This is a genomic window from Agrobacterium tumefaciens (assembly GCF_009649785.1).
Classification (GTDB): Bacteria; Pseudomonadota; Alphaproteobacteria; order Rhizobiales; family Rhizobiaceae; genus Agrobacterium; species Agrobacterium tumefaciens.
On record NZ_WJOK01000034.1, the window covers coordinates 1 to 20210 of the forward strand.

The window sequence follows — 20210 nt, forward strand, 5'->3', positions numbered from 1 at the left end:
TAATTATACAGCTACGCGCAAGACTATACTGCAATTATCCGCTTCATAACTGGTTCACGCACAGATTTTGCCATAGTTTTTTCGGAGACACATGGTGCTGCCCGCATATACGACTTACGCTCTTTACAATCGTGATATGGAATTGTCACTGAAACGCGTCGCGAACGACCCCGTCGTATCGCGCGACGCCAAATATTATACGGATAATATCGGCAAGGTTAAAAACCTCGACGCGTTCCTGAAGGACTTCCGGCTCTATTCCTACGCCATGAAGGCACATGGACTGGAGGAAATGATCTATGCCACCGCCTTCATGAAGAAGGTGCTGGAAAGCAATCTCAACGATCCGAACAGCTTCGCAAACAAACTGAAGGATACGCGATACCGCGACTTCGCTGCCTCTTTCGATTTCGGCACGATCAAAGCGGAAAAATCGGTTCAGACAAAATCCCAGCAGGACCGGTTGATTGCCACCTATCACGCTACGATCGAACAGGAAGGCACCGAATTAAAGGAAGAGACCCGTTTTTATAACATTGCCATCGAGAAGGTCGGGCATGTCGACGATATCTTCAAGAACACGCGGCTTCGGGATTATATCTTCAAATCCTTCGGCATCGACCCCGAGACCTTCAGCTACAAGCACGTCAAAAACGTTCTGACGAGCGATATCAGCAATGCCGATAGCTACATCAACAAGACCTACAAGTCATTGATACCGGAGTGGAAGGCAAAGGCGGCCGATCTGCGCATAGAACGTGCAGGCGTCGCGTCCACCGACAAACCGGCGCTCGCAAAGATCGACTACCTGATCAGCCAATATAACAAGCGTATCAACGATGCCAACAAACTGTTCGAGATGGCGGCCGCGTTTAATTTCCGGGACGACGGCCGCGTAGATGACGGCATGCCGGCGCAGACGACTGCGCAGAGGCGACTGATTAACGAAACCTACGTTCTTTCAAATCCCCGCCTGACGCAGGCCGGAGCTGTTCTCAACCGCGAGTATTTCGCCGACAAGATGAAAACCATCACCGAGGCCAGCCAGATGACGCAGTTTGCGCGCCTGAGAACGATGCTCATCGTCAGCTTCAATCTGACCGACAATGATGAGACGGACAAGAAAATCGGCTGGGCCGTCTTGCAGGATCCGAATGATCCGCAAAGCCCTATCCACAAGGAGAAGGACAAAGGTCTTGTCGATCTGGCACGCGCCTTCAATTTCGGTGCGGATGGCAAGATCAAGACCGGCAAGGTCGCGCAGACCGCCGAACAGCTCAACACCATGATGAACCTCTACTTCAGCCGTTACGATGACAAGGACGAAGCAGCGGACGAAAAGGCAATCAAGAACTACCAGCGCTACATCGGCCTGACGAAAAATCTCGAGGATTTTCTGTCGAACGCGCAGGGCGCGGTCATCATTCGAAACTTCGCCCTGAAGGCCTTCGATATTACCGCTGAAGAAGCCTCGTCCTTCACGCTGAAACGGGTATTTACCAGCGATCTGTCAGACACGAAAAGTTACGTTTATACTTTGAAAGACGAGCGTTTCGTGCGGCTGGCCAAGGCTTTCAACTTTGATGCCGAGGGCAAGATCGGCTCACCCCGGCTCGCCCAGTCGGAAAACGAGATCACTCGAATATCGCGAAATTATCTGAAGGAAGTTACCCGTTGGGACAAGGACAAAAAGGTCAGGGAGAAAGGCGAAAAGGAGGTCACCTACTATCGCCAGAAAATGGAAACGATTGAAACCGTCGATCAATTGCTCTCCGACCGCCGCCTTCTCGATTTCATGCTGATTGCGCAGCGTATCGACCCCAAAACGGTCACCACCGACTACCTCAAGAAGATCTTCAAGTCCGACCTCAAGAACCCCAAAAGTTTCGCCAATACCGAAAAAGATGCCCGCTTCCGCGCACTTGCCGGCTCCTTCAATTTCGACGCCAAGGGGAATATCGTCGCGAAAGCCGGCCAGAGCGTGCAGAACACCCGCAGCCTCATGGAAACACGCGACAAATATGTTCGGCAGACGCTGGAACAGCGGGTCGGCGAAGAAAATTCCGGCGTTCGCCTTGCGCTCTATTTCAAGCGCATGGCTGCCAGCATTTCCAATCCCTACGACATACTCGCCGATAATGCGCTTGCGGAGTTCACCCGCACCGCCCTTGGAATTCCCGCAGAAACCGCAAACTCCAAGGTGGATGCGCAGGCAAAGATGATCGAGAAGAAGTTGAAGATGAAGGACCTGCAGGACCCCAAGAAGGTCGAAAAACTGGTCAATCGCTTTTTGCTGACATTCGAAGCGAACAACGCAACGTCGGATCCGCGTCTCGCTCTATTCGGCAGCGGCAGCACGTCCATCAGCGGCAATACACTCGCGACGTTGGGGCAACTCCGCAGCCGCCGCAGAGGTTAGACCATCCATAAGTGCTGGCCGCAGGTTTTGCCCTGCGGCCAACATCATCTTAGTCAAACCCGCCCGTCGCCTGAAGTGCGGTAGAGCAGGGTCAGTACGGTCAAAGCCAGCCCGACCAGCGCGACCGAGCCGAAAATGTAGAAGTTCCACTCCGGAGCCAGGCCCCTTTGCAGCACGAGACCGCCGATCATCGGACCGGCGATGCCGCCCAGCCGCCCGACGGCCAGGGAAAAGCCAAGACCCGTACCGCGAATATGGACAGGATAAAGCCGCCCGACCAGAACGTTGGCAAGAATCTGGGTTCCAATCGTTCCCGCACCCGCAAGGGCAACGAAGAGATAGAGCAACGGCCCCTTGTTTACCGTCAACGCCCAGATCGAGGCCGCACCAATGGCAAATAGGACGGCCACAACCACCTTGACGTTACCCTTGTCGGCGAAACGCCCGCCGATGAGAATGCCAATTGCGGCTCCGACATTGAGCATGATGGAAAAGCTGAGCGCCGAACTGATGTCGTAGCCCATCTTGTTCATGATGGTGGGCAGCCAGTTGACCATGCCGAAGGTCAGCAGAAGCGAGCAAAAGTGGATGCCCCAGGCATTCAGCGTCGAAAGCAGCCGGCCTTCCGAGAACAGGGCGCCCACGCCGCCCTTTTGGATCTTGGCATGCGGCGTAATGCGTTGCAGGGCGTAAGTGTCGCAAATCCCGTCTGCCTCTGCCTGCCGGCCCTTGCTTGCCAGCCATTCCGGCGATTCCGGCAGGAACCGCATGAAGATCGGCAGAAGAATAAGCGGCAGGCCGCCGATCAGCATCAGTGGCCTCCAGCCATAGCTCTCCAGAAGCAAAATACCCATGAGGCCGGAAATGATGCCGCCGATAAGATAACCGAGGAACGACAGGGAGTTTGCCTGTGCCCTGCGCTTGGGCGGCGAGAATTCCAGCACGAGCGCGGTAACCGTCGGCAGGAGCGCGCCAAGGCCGAGACCGGCGAAGAAGCGCGTGATTTCGAAAGCAAGAAAGTTCGGCGTCATGGCCGAGGCAATCATCATCGCTGAAAATCCGGCAAGGCTGATGAGAACGACCTTCCGGCGGCCGATACGGTCCGCCATGGTGCCGGCAAACAGCGCGCCGAGCAGCATGCCCACCAGCGTCAAGGCGGCAGCCCGCCCGACCATGGCCGGATTGAGCGCCCATGCACCTTCTTTCAGCAACGCCGGTGCAACCGCGCCGTAAACGACAAGATCGTAACCGTCGAACATGATCATCAGGCCGCATGTCGCGATGACGCCAGCCGGGTTCTTCGTCCGCACCGAGGCGGCGCTCATATAGTTCGTGGACATATTCCTCCCTTTCACGCATGAACGCGCCACCCGGAATGGATCGACGTCTTCCCGTTCCTGCGATTGCTCCCTGGGTGCCCGGCTTGCTCCACCCTGATGTGCGTCTCGCTCCTGTCAAGACACATATCGCCAGCATCACCCGCCTTCGATTAAATGTTGCGTTTGCAAAAATTGCAATTGAAATATTAACAATCGTCAACAGCCATTGCAGGCGTGGATTTCAGTCGCCTTCCAGCTCCGAAATCCTCGACAAAGTCGGCGTCCAGTTCAAAATACGAATGCGGTTATAGACGCCGTGAATGACAAAAGGGTCGGCGTCGCTAAAAGCCATGACGTCCTCGATGCAGCGGGCTTCAGCAATGATGAGGGCCGCGGCAGACCCTCCGCTTTCCGCCTGCATCGGGCCGGATGCGAGAATTCTGAATCCTTCCGGAACGCCATCTTCGTTGCGTAAATGAGCCTTGTGGGCACTCATCTGCGCCAACCTTTGCTCAGCGGCAGCGGGATCACTTTCCGCAAAACGCACATAGAGCCGGGGACGGTCGCTACCGCCGGTCATCGGGCGAGCACAAAATCGTGGTCCACCGACCAGAACCAGCCGTTGGCGAACCCCAGCTCCTGCGCCCTCTGCGCATCCTCCACCCGCTGAAAATCGGCCAGCAGGCTTTCCTTCACACCGAAAACCGCATCCGAACGAATATAGGGATCATCAGGGTCGAAAATATGCGTGACGAGCGTGGTGAAGCCTTCTGCCGAAACGATGTAGTGCAGATGCGCTGGTCGGTAGGGATGGCGCCCCATGGCCCGCAGAAGCTGCCCCACGGGGCCATCATCCGGTATCGGGTAATATTTCGGCTTCGTCGCCCGGAACCAGTAGCGTCCGTCCTCACCGGTGACGAATACGCCACGCAGGTTGAAATCGGGCTGAATGCCCTTCTGCTGCACGTCGTAGAAACCTTCGTCATTGGCCTGCCAGACGTCGATGCGGGCGCCTGCGACCGGCACTCCATTGGTGTCGAGAATGCGGCCGGTTACCAGCATGTCCTCGCCCTTGCCGTCGAGGCAGATATTGGCGCCCATCGGCATCTCAGGCGCATCGGCCACATGAAAAGGCCCGAGAACGGTGGATTCCGACGCGCCGCTCGGCTTGCGGTGGTTGATCGCATCGACCAGCATGGAAACGCCGAGAATATCGGAAAAAAGGATCCACTCCTGCCGCCATTCATTACAGATCTGGCCGACCTCGGTCAGAAAATGGATCGCCTTCATCCATTCCTCTTCAGTCGGCTCAATCTCTTTCACCGCCTCGTGAAGCTTGCGGGTGACGACCGCCATGATCTCCTTGAGACGCGGATCGTCACAATCGCGCATACGGGCAATCACGGTTTCGGCCGAACGTTCCTCGACGAAATAGCCGTCGTCACCGGTTGTTTTCATGTCCATAATGTCCTCCTCCCATCATTGCCGCTCCCTGCTTGCCGGATCACTCCGGCCTTGCGCCCTCGAAGGCGCGTTGCAACAGGGCGCGGATCGCGGTTTTTTCAACTGGCCGCGGGCACCAGTAAGGATTGGCGGTCGCAAGCTCGGCCATAGCGTCGAGATCTTCCCCGCCAACACCGAGTGCTGCAAGGCTTGCCGGCGCGCCGAGCCGGGCGGCAAAATCGTAAAGACCCGTCCCTGCCCTGCCACCGACAAGTGCGGCCAGCGGCGCAAGCTGATCCGGCACCGCCTGTTCCACATAAGCGATGGTATGCGGCAGAAGCACCGCATGGGTTTCTGCATGCGGCAAATCCAGACTGCCGCCCAGCGTATGACAAAGCTTGTGATGCAGCGACATGCCAACAGCGCCAAGCACCGTGCCACACAGCCACGCGCCGTAAAGTGCCGTTTCGCGCGCCTTGGTATCTTGCGGCTCCATCCTCACACCGGGAAGCGCCTCGATCATCGCCCGCAACCCTTCCACCGCCATCATACTGGCGATGGGATTGCGATCCCGAGCATAAAGCGCCTCTGCCGCGTGGGCCATGGCGTTTAGCCCGCTGGTCATGCTGATGCCAACAGGTAATCCAAGTGTCAGCTCGGCATCGTAAATCACCACTTCCGGCAGGATTTCCGGACCGCGCAGGGTGGTCTTCACGCCATTTTCCGTCTGGCCAAGAATGGGCGTCACCTCAGAGCCGGCATAGGTCGTTGGAATGACGATCTGCGGCGCATCGGTGCGCAAGGCAATGGCCTTGCCAAGACCGGTGGTAGAGCCGCCGCCGAGCGATACGACGCAATCGGCACCGGCAGCGCGATAGGCCTCGACCGCCCTTTTCGTCACCTCGACCGGCGTGTGCATGGCCGCATCGTAAAAAACACCGGCAGCCAATTGGCCAAGCTGGGCGGCCAAAGCCTCCGCATCGCCCTTCTGGTGGGGTGTGGAAAGCACCAACGCCCGTGACAGCCCGAGGCGACGGATTTCCTCCGCTACCCCCACGGAGCTACCCGTGCCAAAGACGATGCGGGCCGGGGCCGTCGTATAGACGAACGGCTGCATGGCTCAGGCTCCGTCGAGCTTGAACAGGCGGCGCGCATTGGTGCGGCCGATCTTTACCCGGTCGGCCTCGGCAATGCTCGTCGCATTGAACCAGTCGGAGGCATGATCGATGTTCTCGAAGGGCCAGTCGGTGGAGAACAGGATGCGGTCGGCACCGATTTCCAGAATGGCATCGATCAGGGTCTGGGTGCGGAAATTGCCAGAGGTGGTGATGTGAAAATTCTCGTTGAAATAATCCATGAAACGGCGCTTGGCCGGATAGCGCGGCGGCAGCTTCACCCAGGCATTGCGGTGGTCGATGCGCCACATCATGTAGGGCAGGCCCTCGCCCATATGGCCAAGAATGATGTTGAGGCGCGGATGCTCATCGAACAGGCCTGATGCCATGAGGCGCAGCGCGTGAACCGCCGTTTCCTGCGCAAACGCCCAGGTGGGGCCAAGCAGCCAGGGGTGGCCGTCATAGATGCGGGAATCCTGCGGCAGCGGATTGCGCGGATGCAGATAGAAAGGCACATCAAGCTTTTCCACCTCGCCCCAGAATGGACGATATTGCGGCAGGTCGTAATAAAGCGGTGTCTGGCCATCGCCCTCCTGGCTGAAGCCGTTGACGAGTGCGCCGACGAAACCGAGATCGTTGACGCAGCGCTGAAGCTCCTCGGTCGCCGCATCCGGGTCCTGCAACGGCAGGGCTGCGAAGGCGAGGAAGCGGTCCGGCCGCTTGGCGCATTCTTCAGCCAGGACGTCATTGGCGCGGCGCGCAATCTCGATCGCCTTCTTCTTGTCGGGAATAGCCTGCACCGCCGGCGCATTCAACGACAGGATCATGGTTTCGATGCCATGCGCATCCATCAGCTTCAGGCGCGTATCCTGAATGTCGAGCAGGCGATGCTGCAGTTCCTTCCAGTAATCACCGGGCACGAACCCGGCCGAATCCTGAAGTGTTTCCGGGATTGCGAAATGCTCTTCGAGAGCGACCTTGCCTTGCATGTTATTTCCTCCGAAAATCGCTGTTCAGTTGCCGCCACGCGTGCGGTCAATATTGGCCCTTGGGTTCCAGGCCGAGCATGCTCTGGCCGATCATGGTGCCCACGGCATCCCAGTTCATGCTGATATGGCGGCCCACCGCATTCGCATCCCGCCAGGCCCGCTGGACCGGATTGGAAAGATCGAGCCCGACACCGCCGGTGGAATCGTTGAGTGCCTGCACGGCGCGCAGCGCCAGAGAGACCGAAAAGGACTGGCCGCGACGGCTCAATAGCCGGTCGTCCACCGAAAATTCCGCCCGTCCTTCAAGCCTTGCCTGTGAGAGTGCCTGAGCCCGGGCAACGTCGCGCAACAGGATTTCACAAGCGGCATCCACGCTCGCAGCGGCTTCCGCGACACGCAGCTGGATGGTTGGAAATTCCGCCATGCGGTTATTGCCGCCCGCCACCGCACCTCGGGTCACCCGGCCACCGACATGATCGACATAGGCTGCCAGGGCACCCTTGGCTGCGCCGACGCCAGCCGAGGCGAGACAGGAAGGAATGCCGGTAAGAAGCGGCATGTTGAAGAGACCTTCCTGCGCATAAAACCGCCCGCCCGGCGTGTGGCCGCTGGTCGCGTCCGGAAAGGTCAGAACCCGATGTTTGGGAACAAAGACATCATCGAGAACCAGCGTCTTGGAACCCGTGCCGGCCAGTCCGACCACATGCCACGTGTCTTCAATGGCATATTGGCTCGCAGGCACGAGAAGGAAGGCCGGAACCGGCCTGCCTTCGCCCTGCGGCGGCAGGATGGCGGCGCAGAGAGACCATTGGGCATTCTCGCAGCCCGAGGCAAAGGCCCATTTGCCGCTCAGGCGGTAACCGCCGTCAGCGGCCTCCGCCATCTTTACCGGCGCATAGGAACCACACAGAAGCGCGTCAGGGTTTTCGCCCCAGACATCCGCCTGCGCCTCCTCTGGAAACATCGCCAGCAGCCATTGATGGGCGGAAAGCAGGCCGGCAACCCAGCCGGTCGACGCGCAGGCCGCCGAAAGCTCGATATTGGCTTCGACAAGCTCGGCAAATTCACCGCCCTGCCCACCGAAAGCCCGCGGTTTGACGACATCGAAATAGCCGATACCGCGCAGCGCCGCGATATGACTGGCGGGAACGCGGCGCGCCTCCTCTGTTTGTCGGGCGCTGGAGCGGAAAAGATCCGCTACACCGGCAACGCGACCGACGAGGCGGACATGCGGGTTCGTTTGCGCCGGCTGCGGCGCATGGCTCATATCGTTCATGATTGTCTCCTCCGAGAATAGTCTAGCCGGGAAATATCAGGCGGACAGGCCTGCCGGGCTTGCGGCGCAATATTGGGCATTTTCGTAAAGCAGCGGTCGTGTCGTCTCGCTTACATCGGCCGACACCACCTGTCCGATAAACACCGTATGCGTTCCATATGGCATTGCCGCGACACGGCGGCAGGCGATGGCGGCATGGGCCGTGGGCAGATAAAGAACACCGTTGTCATGACGCTGCCACTCGCCGTTGCGGAAACGCTCCTCCGGCGAAACCTTGCCGCTGAAAGCATCAGACAAGGTAATCTGGTCCTGCGTCAGCACATTCACGATGAAATCGGGCCGGCAGAGCAGCAATTCGTGCAGAAGCGTGCGGTTGTTCAGGCAAACCAGAAGAGAGGGCGGCTCCATCGAAACCGAGGTGACGGCGGTAACCGTCATGCCGTGATCGCGCTGATCACCCGTCGCACAGGCAGTGATGACCGTCACGGTCGCCGGAAAACGGCGCATCGTCGTGCGGAAATTCTGGCCGACGCCTTCAGGCGCAAGATTGTTCAGGCCAAACAGTGCTGATGTCATGAGATCCTCCCAAATCCTGCATTCTTAAATATTTTCATTTGCAACATTTGTCAATGCAAATGTTTTATGGCGGAGGAAGCTGCGATATGGCCTCGCCGTCCCCGGTCTTCTGGAGCGAAACTATTGAAACTGATAGATTATGCCGGTACAGCCGATGGGTGCGCCACGTCATCCGCGCACGTGTTTCTCAAAACGGGGTTTTGCTTGTGTCTTATCAGTTCACTGACTCGGTACCCTACCTGCTCAACTGGGTAGGTGTTCGGCTTGGAGAGCGCTTCTCCCTGAGGCTGGCATCCTATGACATCACCCTGCCGATGTATCGTGTGCTGGCAACGCTGAGACAACAGGAAAGCAAAACACTGACCGAGCTTTCAGACCTCGTGTCGGTGGAGATTTCCACGCTCTCCCGGCTTGTTGGCCTGCTCGTCAGACGCAACCTCGTCAGCCGCGAGCGACCGGTCGACAATGCGCGGATCGTGCGCATCACGCTGACGCCAAAGGGTGAAGAACTTGCCGAGGAACTGATGCCCATCGCCGCCATGTTCGAAAAGACCGCGATCGAAGGCCTCGACCCGGCCGAAGTGAAACTTTTCAAAAGCATCCTGCGCCACATCGGCCGCAACATTGCGGGTCTCTGATCCCCCAAGGATCCGCTGACCCGTCACGACCTTCGCGTGCAATGTACTTGTAATGGCTGGTTCCTATCCCTGTGGCAACTCACCACAGCGGAGGAAATTTGCCCATGTCCGAGAGATTGTCACCCGCCTACCTGACAACGCTCGCCCTTGTCACAGCATCGATCCTGGTTTCGGCCTGCGCCTCGACAGTCATGAAAAGCTATATCGGCGCGCCCATCACCAGCGTGATGCTGGACTATGGGTCGCCGGACAATATCTATAGCCTTGGCGGTGGACAGCAGGCCTACCAGTGGCGGAAGAACAAGACACAGGTTGTCGCCGGATCATCGAGTGGCGAAGTGCGGACAACACGGCGCGGAGAGCGTTACGAAGTGTCCGAGACGCCGGGTTATGTCGAGCGCATAGACTGCTTCTACACTTTCTACACACGCAATTCCGGCGGCGAATGGTATGTCACGAGCTTCCGGCAACCGGCGCTCGAATGCGAGTGATCGTTTCCGGATTTCAAACTCCGCCCTCCCAGATTTTTGACCGCCGCTTTGATGCTTGAAGCGGCGGTTTTCGTTGGAACGTTCTCCCTGGGATTTCTCATCGGATGGGCCGGTCAGAAGCAGTAGTTCAGGCCGGCCTTGATGACGTGATCATTTGGATCGGACTTCGACCTGCCGCTCGCCAAACTTGGCCGACAGGCCGCCGCCGAAGCTCTGTTCGACGCCGGCGCCAACCCGATAGCCCTGGTTCCAGCAGTCGGCACCCGTGACGCCGTTTCCATCCTTGAGCTTTTTGGCGGTAAGGCCGGGGAAACGTGCCTGATCGCTTAAAATCCCGTCAGCTAGACAGTGTCAGCCGCAGCACCTTTCAAAGCCACCGAGCGAATTTCCAGCCGGACGCAAAAACCGGGATTGAGGTCGAGGAAGACAACGCGTCCGCCATGAATCTCTGCCGCCTTCTGGACTAGGTTCAATCCGAGGCCGGCTCCTGGCGAGTTCGTATTGACGCGGTGAAACGGCTCGAATACCTGCTCGCGCTCCGAGACGGGGATGCCCGGCCCTTCATCGCAAACGTCAATGAAGCCCGCAGCACCGACCCGGATCGTGATAGAACCCTCGCCGCCGCCATGATCGATTGCGTTGCGAACGAGATTGACGACCGCCATCTCGATGATCGAAGTCTGGACCGTGAACACGGCCTCTCCTTCACTTGGCTCGAAATCGAACTCGTAACCGGCATCCATCGCAATCGGCGCGACATCGGTCGCGATGCGCTCGACAAGGATGTTCAGGTCCTGCCGCTCGGCGGGTAATTCCACCACGCCGACCGCCTGCATCTCCAGCAACTGGTGCGCAACGCGTGTGAGGCGATCGATATCGGCCCGGAGTTGTAGGCTCAGCGCGTCATCGGGCAAAAGATCGGCCCTGATCCGCGCGATTGCAATCGGCGTTCTCAACTCATGCGCGGCATCGGCAAGAAAGCGGTTACGGCGATTATATCCCTCATCCAGCTTGGAAAGCGCGACGTTGAAGGCATTTACCAGGGGAATGATTTCGCTGGGCACCTTGGAACGATTGATACGGGCAGACCGGTTCTCGAAATTGATGGATTGCGCCTGGCTGACCGTTTCCATCAGGCCGCCAAGTGAACGGCCGACCGCCCACGGGGTCACGATCAATGTCGCGATACCAGTCAGGATCAGCATGGGCACGACGGCGATAAGAATGACGAAGCCCACACCCGGCAAGACTGTAAGCCAGCGGATCTCGCCGTTGGCATCCTTTTCCAGATCTAACTGCATACTGATCCATAGGCTGAGGCCGTCATTCGGGATGCCTTTTTCCGTCCCGGCAATGAATTGCAGCCGCCCGGCAGGTGTATCGCGGTTTTCCATGGTGGCCCGGACTGTTTCCCCCGCTTCCAGACGCGCCCTTTCGATGCTTGACGGAAAAACTGCCGCCAAAGCCGGTACTGGGATTTCTCCATATCGCAGGACGATTTCATCGGCGTCCCGCACCAAGAACCAAAGATTCGGATAGCGCTGTTTCAGCTCGACCAATCCGGGCGTGGGCAAAACTTGCGCCCGGCCCTGCCCATCCTTTGTCACGCTTTCCGCAACGATGCGGACAGCCTCTTCATTGGCGCCCTCCAGCCGTGGATCAATGATCCAGATCCAGCCGACGAGGAGGATGACAAACAGAACGAGCAAGAACGCCTGCAAGGCGAAAAGACGCTTCATCAGCGCCCACCGCAGGGATCGGTTGCGCTCCTGCTTCATGTATTCGCCCGGATGAGATAGCCGATGTTTCGCACGGCTCTTATCTCGACCGTGGCTTCGGCCTGCGCGAGCTTCTTCCTGATGCGGGAGATATGGGCGTCGAGAGCGTTGGATTCGATCTCATCATCCAGGTTGTAAACCGCCTCGACCAGATTGGAACGCGTCACGATGCGGTTCGGGCGTCGCATCAGAGCCTCGAGCGCCAGATATTCCCGCCGCCGAAACTCGATGATGGCACCGGCAACCGTGACTTCATTGCTCTTCGGATCAATGCTCAGATTTCCGAAGCTCACATATTGGCTGGAGAGCGAAGGGCCGCGCCTGTGCAGCGCCCGAAGGCGGGCAAGCAATTCCTCGATCGCAAAAGGCTTGGCGAGGTAATCATCCGCGCCGGCGTCAAGACCGTCAACGCGGTGATCGACACTTCCGAGCGCCGTCAGAACGAGGATCGGCACCGAATGCCTGGCTTTGCGAAGCGAAGACACAAGGTTCAACCCTTCACCATCCGGAAGGCGACGATCCAGAACCAGCACATCGTAAGAGCCGTCACGCGCCAGCGCGTCGGCATCGGCAATCGTGCTGACATGATCCGCAAGCACATCACGCCGTCGCAGGGCTTCGAGCAGGACCCGCGCCATTTCCGGTTCATCCTCGAGAAGCAGGATTCGCAATGACTTTTCCCCAAAGGTGAACTCTTGCCGTCCTCACCACTGGTCGGTGAATGTTACAGCTACATTGCAGGCAAGGAGCCGGACTATCCTTCTCTCACCCTCCTGCCAGACGCAAATCGACCGTCACACCTTGGATGCCTTATCCCGGCCTGTACCCATGTCTTGCATAAAACCGGTCAAGCTCGCGCTGCTGCGGCACCTCACCGGTGTAGATCGCAATATAGTCCGGGATCCTTTTCATGCGCACGGCCATATCTTCCTCCGACTGCATGGAGATATAGCCGATCTGCACGAGATAGGTGGTGCGGGCACGCACATCCGCCATATTTTCGGAATGGCCAAAACGCATGAACATGCGCGAAAGTGCATCCATTCTCGTCTGATCAGCCTTACGCACCTCGGCAAGAATATCATCGGACTGAAGAGCCCAACTGCGAACCGCAAATTCGAACCTATTGTCGAAGAGGCCGGCATCCAGCCAGCAATCGAAGACATTCAGCATCGCTTCGGCCAGGGTCTCCGCATAGGCCTCCGACTGCCTGACGATGCTGCCGGTATTCTTTTCGCGCCAGCGGGAGACGAGTGCGGCCAGCAACTCCTCCCTATCCCGGAAGAACCAGTAGAAACTCGTGCGCGACAGACCGAGTTTTTTCGCCAACGGCAGGATTTTCACGGAATCCACGCCGGATTCGAGAAGTGCCTGGTAGGCGGCCTCAAGCCAGCCCTCCTGCGATCCGCGCCAACCGGTCTCGTTCAATGTCGCTTCCATGATGATTTCCTAGCAAATCGGTCTGGTCGCGACAAGGCGAATGTCCACTCATGTCGAATGCATAAACACAAGTGTTTTATTAATTGACACCTATGTACATTCCCGCTTAGCCTTCTCCGATAAACGTTCTCGGAGCACGGTCGCCATGTCGAATGACCCCCTTCTTCAGCCCTACCAGCTAAAGCATCTCACCCTGCGAAACCGCATCATCGTTACCTCGCATGAACCCGCCTATCCGGAGGACGGCATGCCGAAAGGGCGCTACCGCGCCTATACGCTCGAGCGGGCAAAGGGCGGCGTCGCCATGACGATGACGGCAGGCTCCGCAGCCGTCTCGAAAGACAGCCCGCCCGTCTTCAACAACCTCTTGGCCTACAAGGATGAAATCGTTCCGTGGATCAGGGAAATGACCGACGCCGTGCATGAAGAGGGTGCAGCGATCATGATCCAGCTGACGCATCTCGGCCGCCGCACGCGCTGGGACAAGGGCGACTGGCTGCCGGTGCTGGCACCATCCCACCAGCGGGAAGCCGCGCATCGCGCTTTCCCGAAGAAGATCGAGGATTGGGATATCGAGCGCATCATCAAGGACTTCGCCGACGCTGCGGAACGCATGAAGGCGGGCGGCATGGACGGGGTGGAGCTTGAAGCCTATGGCCATCTCATCGACCAGTTCGTCTCGCCGCTGACCAACGAGCTGGATGGCCCCTATGGCGGCTCGCTGGACAACCGCATGCGTTTCTGTTTCGACGTCTTCAGGGCGATGCGCGAACGTGTCGGCGACGATTTCATCCTCGGGGTTCGCTATACCGCCGACGAATGTCTTGAAGGCGGCACCGGAAAGGCGGAAGGCCTCGAAATCTCGCGCCGGTTGCGGGATAGCGGCCTGATCGACTATCTCAACGTTATCAGGGGCCATATCGACACCGATCCCGGCCTGACCGACGTCATTCCCATTCAGGGCATGGCGAACGCGCCGCATCTGGACTTCGCGGGCGAAATCCGCGCGGCAACCAGTTTCCCCACCTTCCACGCCGCCAAGATCCAGGATGTCGCCACCGCCAGATTCGCCATCGCTTCCGGCAAGGTCGATATGGTCGGCATGACCCGCGCTCACATGACGGACCCGCATATCGTGCGCAAGATCATGGAAAAGCGGGAGGACGATATCAGGCCTTGCGTTGGCGCCAACTACTGTCTCGACCGCATCTATCAGGGCGGCCTCGCATTCTGCATTCACAATCCGGCGACAGGCCGCGAAGAAACGATGCCGCACGAGATCACCAAGGCGAAGGAAAGCCTGAAGGTCGTGATCGTCGGCGCCGGTCCGGCCGGGCTGGAGGCCGCGCGTGTCTGTGCCGAACGCGGCCATGAGGTCGTCGTCTTCGAGGCCGCAAACGATCCGGGCGGCCAGATCCGCCTGACCGCGCAAAGCGAACGCCGCCGCGAAATGATCAGCATTATCGACTGGCGCATGAGCCAGTGCGAAAGGCTCGGCGTTACCTTTCACTTCAACAGCTGGGCGGAAGCGGACACGGTTCTCTCGGAGAGCCCAGATGTCGTCATCATCGCCACCGGCGGATTGCCGCATACCGATGTGCTTTCAAACGGCAATGATCTGGTCGTTTCCTCGTGGGATATCATTTCCGGCGACGTCAAGCCGGGAACGAATGTGCTGGTTTTCGACGATGCCGGCGACCATGCGGGCCTGCAGGCAGCAGAATTTCTCGCAAAGGCGGGCGCAAAAGTGGAGATCATGACCCCGGATCGCGCTTTCGCGCCCGAAGTCATGGCGATGAACCTGGTTCCTTACATGCGCTCACTGCAAAAACTCGACGTCACCTTCACCGTCACCTATCGGCTGGAAGCGGCGGAAAGAAACGGCAACCAGCTCGTCGCCCACGTCGGCAGCGATTATGGCGGCGTGACGAAATCAAGGACCGTGGACCAGATCGTCGTCAATCACGGCACGGTGCCGCTGGACGATCTCTATTTCGACCTCAAGCCCGGCTCCAGGAACCTCGGCGAAATATCCTACGACGCCTTGCTGGAGGGCTCCGCCCAAACCGTCGAGCGCAACCCTGGCGGTGCCTACCGGCTCTTCCGCATCGGCGACGCGGTCGCCGCACGCAATACACATGCGGCGATCTACGATGCGCTGCGTCTCGCAAAGGATATTTGAGAGGGCCGCCGCGATACGCTTTGAAACTCAGGCCTGGATCAAGGCAATGCCACGGTTCTTGAACCCGAGTGTGACATCGCTTTCGGGCGGCAGACTGGTCTCGACCGCATGGTCGATGATGAAGAGCGTGCCGATATCGGTCTCGACTTCATATTCGACGTGACCGCCGAGATAGGCACTGTGCAGCACCCGCCCGGCAAGTCCCTGCCCGCCCGATTGGGCGATGGAAATCGAACCCGGACGAACCGCGAGCTTTGCCGGGCCGGGTTTAGCGTTGCGTGCCGCAACACGATGATCGATCCCCCCAACGCGGATCAACGCATCGGCGCCTTCAAGGCTGACCACCTCGCAGCCGACGACATTCGCCTCGCCCATGAAGTCGGCGATGAAGGAAGAAGCCGGCGCCTCGTAGAGTTCCCGCGGCGCGCCTGACTGGGCGATCTCGCCTTCCTTCATCACGATGATCCGGTCGGAAACGGCCAGCGCCTCGTCCTGATCATGCGTCACATAAACGGCGGTAAAACCAAGCCGCTGCTGCAATTCCCGGATTTCGGTACGAACCCGGCGGCGAAGACGCGCATCGAGGTTGGAAAGGGGTTCATCGAGCAGCAGCACCTGCGGCTCCAGCACCAGAGCGCGGGCAACCGCCACGCGCTGCTGCTGACCACCGGAAAGCTCGGCAGGCAGACGATGCCCCATGCCGGCCAGCCCCACGAGCTTCAGACCTTCCTCGGCCTTCTCCCGTGCTTCCGCCTTGCGCAGTCCGGAGGATTGCAGGCCATAAGCGACATTGTCGAGCGCCGTCATATGCGGGAAAAGCGCGTAGGACTGGAAAACCATCGAGACATCGCGCTCATTGGCCGGCAGCATGGTCACATCCTTGTCGCCGATCAGAATGCGACCGGCCGTCGGATGTTCGAGCCCCGCCAGCATGCGCAGCGTCGTCGTCTTGCCGCAACCGGAGGGACCGAGAAGTGTCACCAGCGTGCCGGGTTCGATGGTGAGCGAAAGGTCGGGGATGGCGGTGAAGGCGCCGAATGTCTTGCGGACATTCTGAAAGGTGACGGAGCCGGGCTTTACGGAAATCATGCGGTTTTCTCCTGAGCGAGAGGAACGGAGGACGCGGACGGCAGTCCCGCGACGCGGTTTTCGCGGCGCAGGCGACGCTCGCCTACAATGAGCTGGAAGCCGGTGATAACAGTGATCATCACCACGATCAGCATGGAGGAATAGGCAATGGCCACACCGTATTCACCGTTTTCGACGAGACCGACGATGTAGGAGGTCGCCATGTTGTACTGGGCGCTGACGAGGAAGATGACGGCGCTGATCGAGGTAATCGCTCGGACGAAGGAGTAGACCAGAGCCGCCGTGATCGCCGGGCGCAGCAGTGGCAGGATCACTTTCCTGATCGTGCGGAAACTGTCGGCGCGCAGCGTCAGCGAGGCCTCATCGAGGCTTTTGTCGAGTTGGCTCATTGCCGCAATGCCGCCGCGCACGCCGACCGGCATGTTGCGGAAGACGAAGCAGGCGATCAGGATCAGCGCCGATCCCGTCATTTCCACCGGCGGCAGGTTGAAGGCCATGATGTAGCTGACGCCGATGACTGTTCCGGGAATGGCAAAGCTCATCATCAGGGCAAATTCGAAGATGTTCCGACCGGCAAACTTCTGCCGCACTATGATATAGGCCGTCAGCAGACCGACGGCAGCGGTCAGCGGCGCCGACACCAGCGCGATCTCCATGGTCGTCCAGAACGAGTTCCAGGCAACACCGGTCCAGGCGATCGAGCCGTTGGAGAAGCCGACGGAGAACGCGCGGATGTAGTGGTCGAGCGTCAGCGAATTGTCCAGACCCCAGGTCTTCACGAAACCGCCGACGAGGATCATGCCGTACACGACGATGGTGAAGACCATCCACGGCACGACGACGGCATGGACACCAATGGACAGGCCGCGTGGCAGCGCGATATGCGCGCCGCTGTCGCCCTTGCCGGTAACCGTGGCGAAGTTCTTGCCGGCCAGCCAGAAACGCTGGGCGAGGAAGGCCGAAAGCGTGAAGCACAGGAGGATAATGGCGAGAACAGCGGCGCGTGAAGGGTCGTTCTGCGAACCGACAACGGCAAAGAAGATTTCCGTCGACAGCACCCCATGCGTGCCACCAAGCACCAGCGGATTGCCGAAATCCGCCATGCTTTCGATGAAGCCGATGAGAAACGCATTGGCGAGACCCGGCTTCATCAGCGGCAGCGACACCCGCCAGAAGGTGCGCCAGCGGTCGGCGCGAAGCGTTTGCGACGCCTCCTCCATCGACGGGCTGACACCTTCGACGACACCGATCAGCACCAGGAAGGATATCGGCGTGAAGGAGAGAACCTGCGCGATCCATATGCCGGTCATGCCGTAAAGCCAGCGGCCGGGTTCGATGCCGAAGAGATAGGAAAGCCATTCGGTGACGACACCGGCGCGGCCAAAGAGCAGCGTCAGGGCAAGACCGATGACGAAAGGCGGCGTTATGATCGGCAGAACCGTCAGAAGGCGCAGGCCCTTCTTGAACGGAAAACGGGTGCGGGTGGCGACGAGCGCGAAACCCAACCCAAGCACTGTGGAGCCGAAGGCGGTCATCAAGGCGAGGAAGAGCGTTCGCCAGGCAACGCCGCAGCGCTCTTCACCCGTGACACAGCCAAGGCTCCAGATTCCGGGATCCTTGATATTGCGGATGAAGCCATCGGCATTGAAAGAGCCATCGAAATCCTGAACGGATGCGATCAGCATGCTGCCGATCGGATAGAACACGAAAACGGTAACGAGGAAGGCCAGAATGGAAATCGAGCCGACGACAAAGGCATCGCCCTTCATCACGCCGCGTTCGGCAAGCCCGAAGGCAAAGAAAAGCACAAAGACCAGCGACATGACGACGGCACCGGCGCCCATGGCGGGCTGGCCATCGGAAAGCACGCCGAACAGGTTTTCACTGACACTCCATGTCCAGCCGGTAAAGCCGATCGCCAATCCCTGCAAAATCAGAACCACGAGACCGGCAGCACCAATCCACGCAAGCAGCTTGCCCCGCAGCATCGGATCGCCGATCGGGCGGACAAGGCATCCGGCGAGGAAAAACAGGCCGGCACCGGCAAGCCAGGGTTTTCCATAAACCAATATTTGCAGCACACCGGGCGCATTGCTGGGGGAAGAGAGAAACTCAGACAGCCAGCGGAAGCTGAAGAAGCCGCCTTCAATGCGATACCAGGGAAGAAAAACCAGGGCAAAAGCCCCGAGCGCCAGGACAATGTTCAGCCTGCGATTGCCACGTGTCATGGCCGACCTCGCTTATTTCATGCCGATGAAAGAACGGCGGGCATCCCGGCTTTCAAAAGCCGGGATGCCGATCGCCGGAGTTCAGATCAGTTTGCGACTGCACCGACCTCGCGGTCCCAGCGTTCCAGCAGCGCCTTGCGCTTGGCCGGGTCGCCATAGGTCTTGAAGTCGTAGTCGATGAGCTTGATGTCCTCGAACTTCGGCGCTTCCTTCGGCACTTCCGCGGTCTTGTTGGATGGAAGCTGGAAGGACTTGGCGTCCTTCATGCGTGACTGGACCTCTGGCTTCAGCGCCCAGTCGTACCAGGTCTTGGCATTTTCGAGGTTGCGGGCACCCTTGATGATCGACATGGAGCCAATTTCGTAGCCGGTACCTTCGCAGGGTGCGATGGACTTGACGGGGAAACCTTCCGCTGTCTGCGCCACGGCATCATGCATGAAGACGATGCCGAGTGCCGTCTCGCCACGCGCTGCCGCCTTCACCGGCGCGGAGCCGGACTTGGTATATTGCGAGATGTTGGCGTTGAGCTTCTTCAGATAATCGATCGCCTGGTCTTCGCCCATGATCTGCACGAGCGAGGCAAGCGCCGTATAGGCTGTGCCCGAAGAGTTGGGATTGGCGATCTGGATTTCGCCCTTCAGTTCCGGTGCCAGCAGATCGGCCCAGCACTTCGGCTCCTTGTAACCCTTGGATTTGAAGATTTCGGTGTTGTAACCCCAGCCCAGCGCGCCGGCATAAACGCCGACGGTTCTGTAACCGGTGCTTTCCGCCTGTTTGACGGCCCAGTCCTGCAGCTGATCCAGCATCGGCGACTTGTATTCGAGCGTCAGGTTTTCGGAGGCCGCCTGCATGTGCGGATCGCCGGTGCCGGCCCACCAGATATCGGTCTTCGGGTTGCGGGCTTCCGCACGCACCTTGGCATAAGTTTCGCCGGAAGACAGGCGAACCATATTGACCTTGATGTCATGCGACTTTTCGAAATCGCCCTTCATCTGTTCGCAGATGACGACATCGGCAGAGCATATCAGGTTAAGCTCGCCTGCCGCCTGCACCGATGTGGTGCCGAGTGCCGTACCGGCAAAAAGCAATGTGGAAAGTATCGTCAGTCGCATGGTTATCCTCCTGTAGCTTGCGTCTGAATGGTTCGGCAGTCCACAAACATGGCGCTGCCGGTCGCGGCATCTTGTGCTGCCACGCTGTCTGTATTTTCGGTCTTGGATTGCTGAC

Annotated in this window: 17 protein-coding genes and 1 pseudogene; 4 read left to right on the forward strand and 14 right to left on the reverse strand. The window is 59.0% G+C overall.

Annotated elements, in window-relative coordinates; all coding sequences use genetic code 11:
* Positions 1-91: 91 nt before the first annotated feature.
* Positions 92-2419 carry a DUF1217 domain-containing protein gene (locus tag GH784_RS24765; RefSeq protein WP_065702584.1) on the forward strand — a complete coding sequence of 776 codons (2328 nt, stop codon included), beginning with the start codon at positions 92-94 and terminating at the stop codon, positions 2417-2419.
* A 53-nt stretch (positions 2420-2472) separates the two neighbouring features.
* Here GH784_RS24765 and GH784_RS24770 read toward each other — a convergent pair whose 3' ends face one another.
* The 7 genes from GH784_RS24770 to graD all read right to left on the reverse strand — a co-directional run bounded on the left by GH784_RS24770 (position 2473) and on the right by graD (position 9137).
* Positions 2473-3759 carry an MFS transporter gene (locus GH784_RS24770; RefSeq protein WP_065702583.1) on the reverse strand — a complete coding sequence of 429 codons (1287 nt, stop codon included), beginning with the start codon at positions 3757-3759 and terminating at the stop codon, positions 2473-2475.
* A 220-nt stretch (positions 3760-3979) separates the two neighbouring features.
* Positions 3980-4318: a YciI family protein gene (locus GH784_RS24775; RefSeq protein WP_065702582.1), complete on the reverse strand. Its 339-nt coding sequence runs from the start codon at positions 4316-4318 to the stop codon at positions 3980-3982.
* Positions 4315-5202, reverse strand: a complete 888-nt coding sequence (graB, locus tag GH784_RS24780) for a hydroxyquinol 1,2-dioxygenase (protein ID WP_065702581.1) — start codon at positions 5200-5202, stop codon at positions 4315-4317. Before graB ends, GH784_RS24775 begins: the two co-directional genes overlap by 4 nt.
* Positions 5203-5242: 40 nt before the next feature.
* Positions 5243-6298, reverse strand: a complete 1056-nt coding sequence (gene graC, locus GH784_RS24785; protein ID WP_065702580.1) for a maleylacetate reductase — start codon at positions 6296-6298, stop codon at positions 5243-5245.
* Between the two features lie 3 nt (positions 6299-6301).
* A complete protein-coding gene (gene tsdA, locus GH784_RS24790) occupies positions 6302-7285 on the reverse strand; it encodes a gamma-resorcylate decarboxylase (RefSeq protein ID WP_003514143.1) in 984 nt (327 codons plus the stop codon).
* A 46-nt stretch (positions 7286-7331) separates the two neighbouring features.
* On the reverse strand, positions 7332-8561 hold the full coding sequence (gene graA / locus GH784_RS24795; protein WP_065702579.1) for an FADH(2)-dependent resorcinol hydroxylase oxygenase component: 1230 nt from the start codon (positions 8559-8561) through the stop codon (positions 7332-7334).
* A gap of 36 nt (positions 8562-8597) precedes the next feature.
* The gene (graD, locus tag GH784_RS24800; RefSeq protein WP_065702578.1) at positions 8598-9137 is read right to left on the reverse strand and encodes an FADH(2)-dependent resorcinol hydroxylase reductase component; all 540 of its coding nucleotides are present in this window, start codon (positions 9135-9137) and stop codon (positions 8598-8600) included.
* A gap of 206 nt (positions 9138-9343) precedes the next feature.
* Here graD and GH784_RS24805 point away from each other — a divergent pair, with 206 nt between their 5' ends.
* Positions 9344-9775, forward strand: coding sequence for a MarR family winged helix-turn-helix transcriptional regulator (locus GH784_RS24805; protein WP_025594436.1), 432 nt, complete (start codon positions 9344-9346; stop codon positions 9773-9775).
* A 104-nt stretch (positions 9776-9879) separates the two neighbouring features.
* Positions 9880-10266, forward strand: coding sequence for a hypothetical protein (locus GH784_RS24810; RefSeq protein WP_065702577.1), 387 nt, complete (start codon positions 9880-9882; stop codon positions 10264-10266).
* Positions 10267-10379: 113 nt separating this feature from the next.
* On the opposite strand, the pseudogene GH784_RS27700 reads toward GH784_RS24810, so the two are convergent.
* The 4 genes and pseudogenes from GH784_RS27700 to GH784_RS24830 form a co-directional block, all read right to left on the reverse strand.
* A pseudogene (locus tag GH784_RS27700) lies at positions 10380-10572 on the reverse strand (outer membrane protein); the annotation flags it as partial.
* 35 nt (positions 10573-10607) lie between these two features.
* Positions 10608-12005 (reverse strand): sensor histidine kinase, encoded by a 1398-nt coding sequence (locus tag GH784_RS24820; RefSeq protein ID WP_236768943.1) that lies wholly within the window; start codon positions 12003-12005, stop codon positions 10608-10610.
* Positions 12006-12040: 35 nt separating this feature from the next.
* Positions 12041-12715, reverse strand: coding sequence for a response regulator transcription factor (locus GH784_RS24825; RefSeq protein ID WP_065702575.1), 675 nt, complete (start codon positions 12713-12715; stop codon positions 12041-12043).
* A 139-nt stretch (positions 12716-12854) separates the two neighbouring features.
* Positions 12855-13484 (reverse strand): TetR/AcrR family transcriptional regulator, encoded by a 630-nt coding sequence (locus GH784_RS24830; protein ID WP_013636802.1) that lies wholly within the window; start codon positions 13482-13484, stop codon positions 12855-12857.
* A 145-nt stretch (positions 13485-13629) separates the two neighbouring features.
* On the opposite strand from GH784_RS24830, the gene GH784_RS24835 reads away from it, so the two are divergent.
* Positions 13630-15666, forward strand: coding sequence for an NADH:flavin oxidoreductase (locus tag GH784_RS24835; protein ID WP_065702574.1), 2037 nt, complete (start codon positions 13630-13632; stop codon positions 15664-15666).
* Positions 15667-15693: 27 nt separating this feature from the next.
* Here GH784_RS24835 and GH784_RS24840 read toward each other — a convergent pair whose 3' ends face one another.
* The 3 genes from GH784_RS24840 to GH784_RS24850 all read right to left on the reverse strand — a co-directional run bounded on the left by GH784_RS24840 (position 15694) and on the right by GH784_RS24850 (position 20095).
* Positions 15694-16755 carry an ABC transporter ATP-binding protein gene (locus tag GH784_RS24840; protein ID WP_003514159.1) on the reverse strand — a complete coding sequence of 354 codons (1062 nt, stop codon included), beginning with the start codon at positions 16753-16755 and terminating at the stop codon, positions 15694-15696.
* Entirely contained in the window at positions 16752-18983 is a 2232-nt protein-coding gene (locus tag GH784_RS24845) for an ABC transporter permease (protein WP_065702573.1), read from the reverse strand. Before GH784_RS24845 ends, GH784_RS24840 begins: the two co-directional genes overlap by 4 nt.
* 86 nt (positions 18984-19069) lie before the next feature.
* Complete coding sequence (locus GH784_RS24850; RefSeq protein ID WP_003514162.1) at positions 19070-20095, reverse strand: ABC transporter substrate-binding protein; 1026 nt, start codon at positions 20093-20095, stop codon at positions 19070-19072.
* Between the last annotated feature and the right edge of the window lie 115 nt (positions 20096-20210).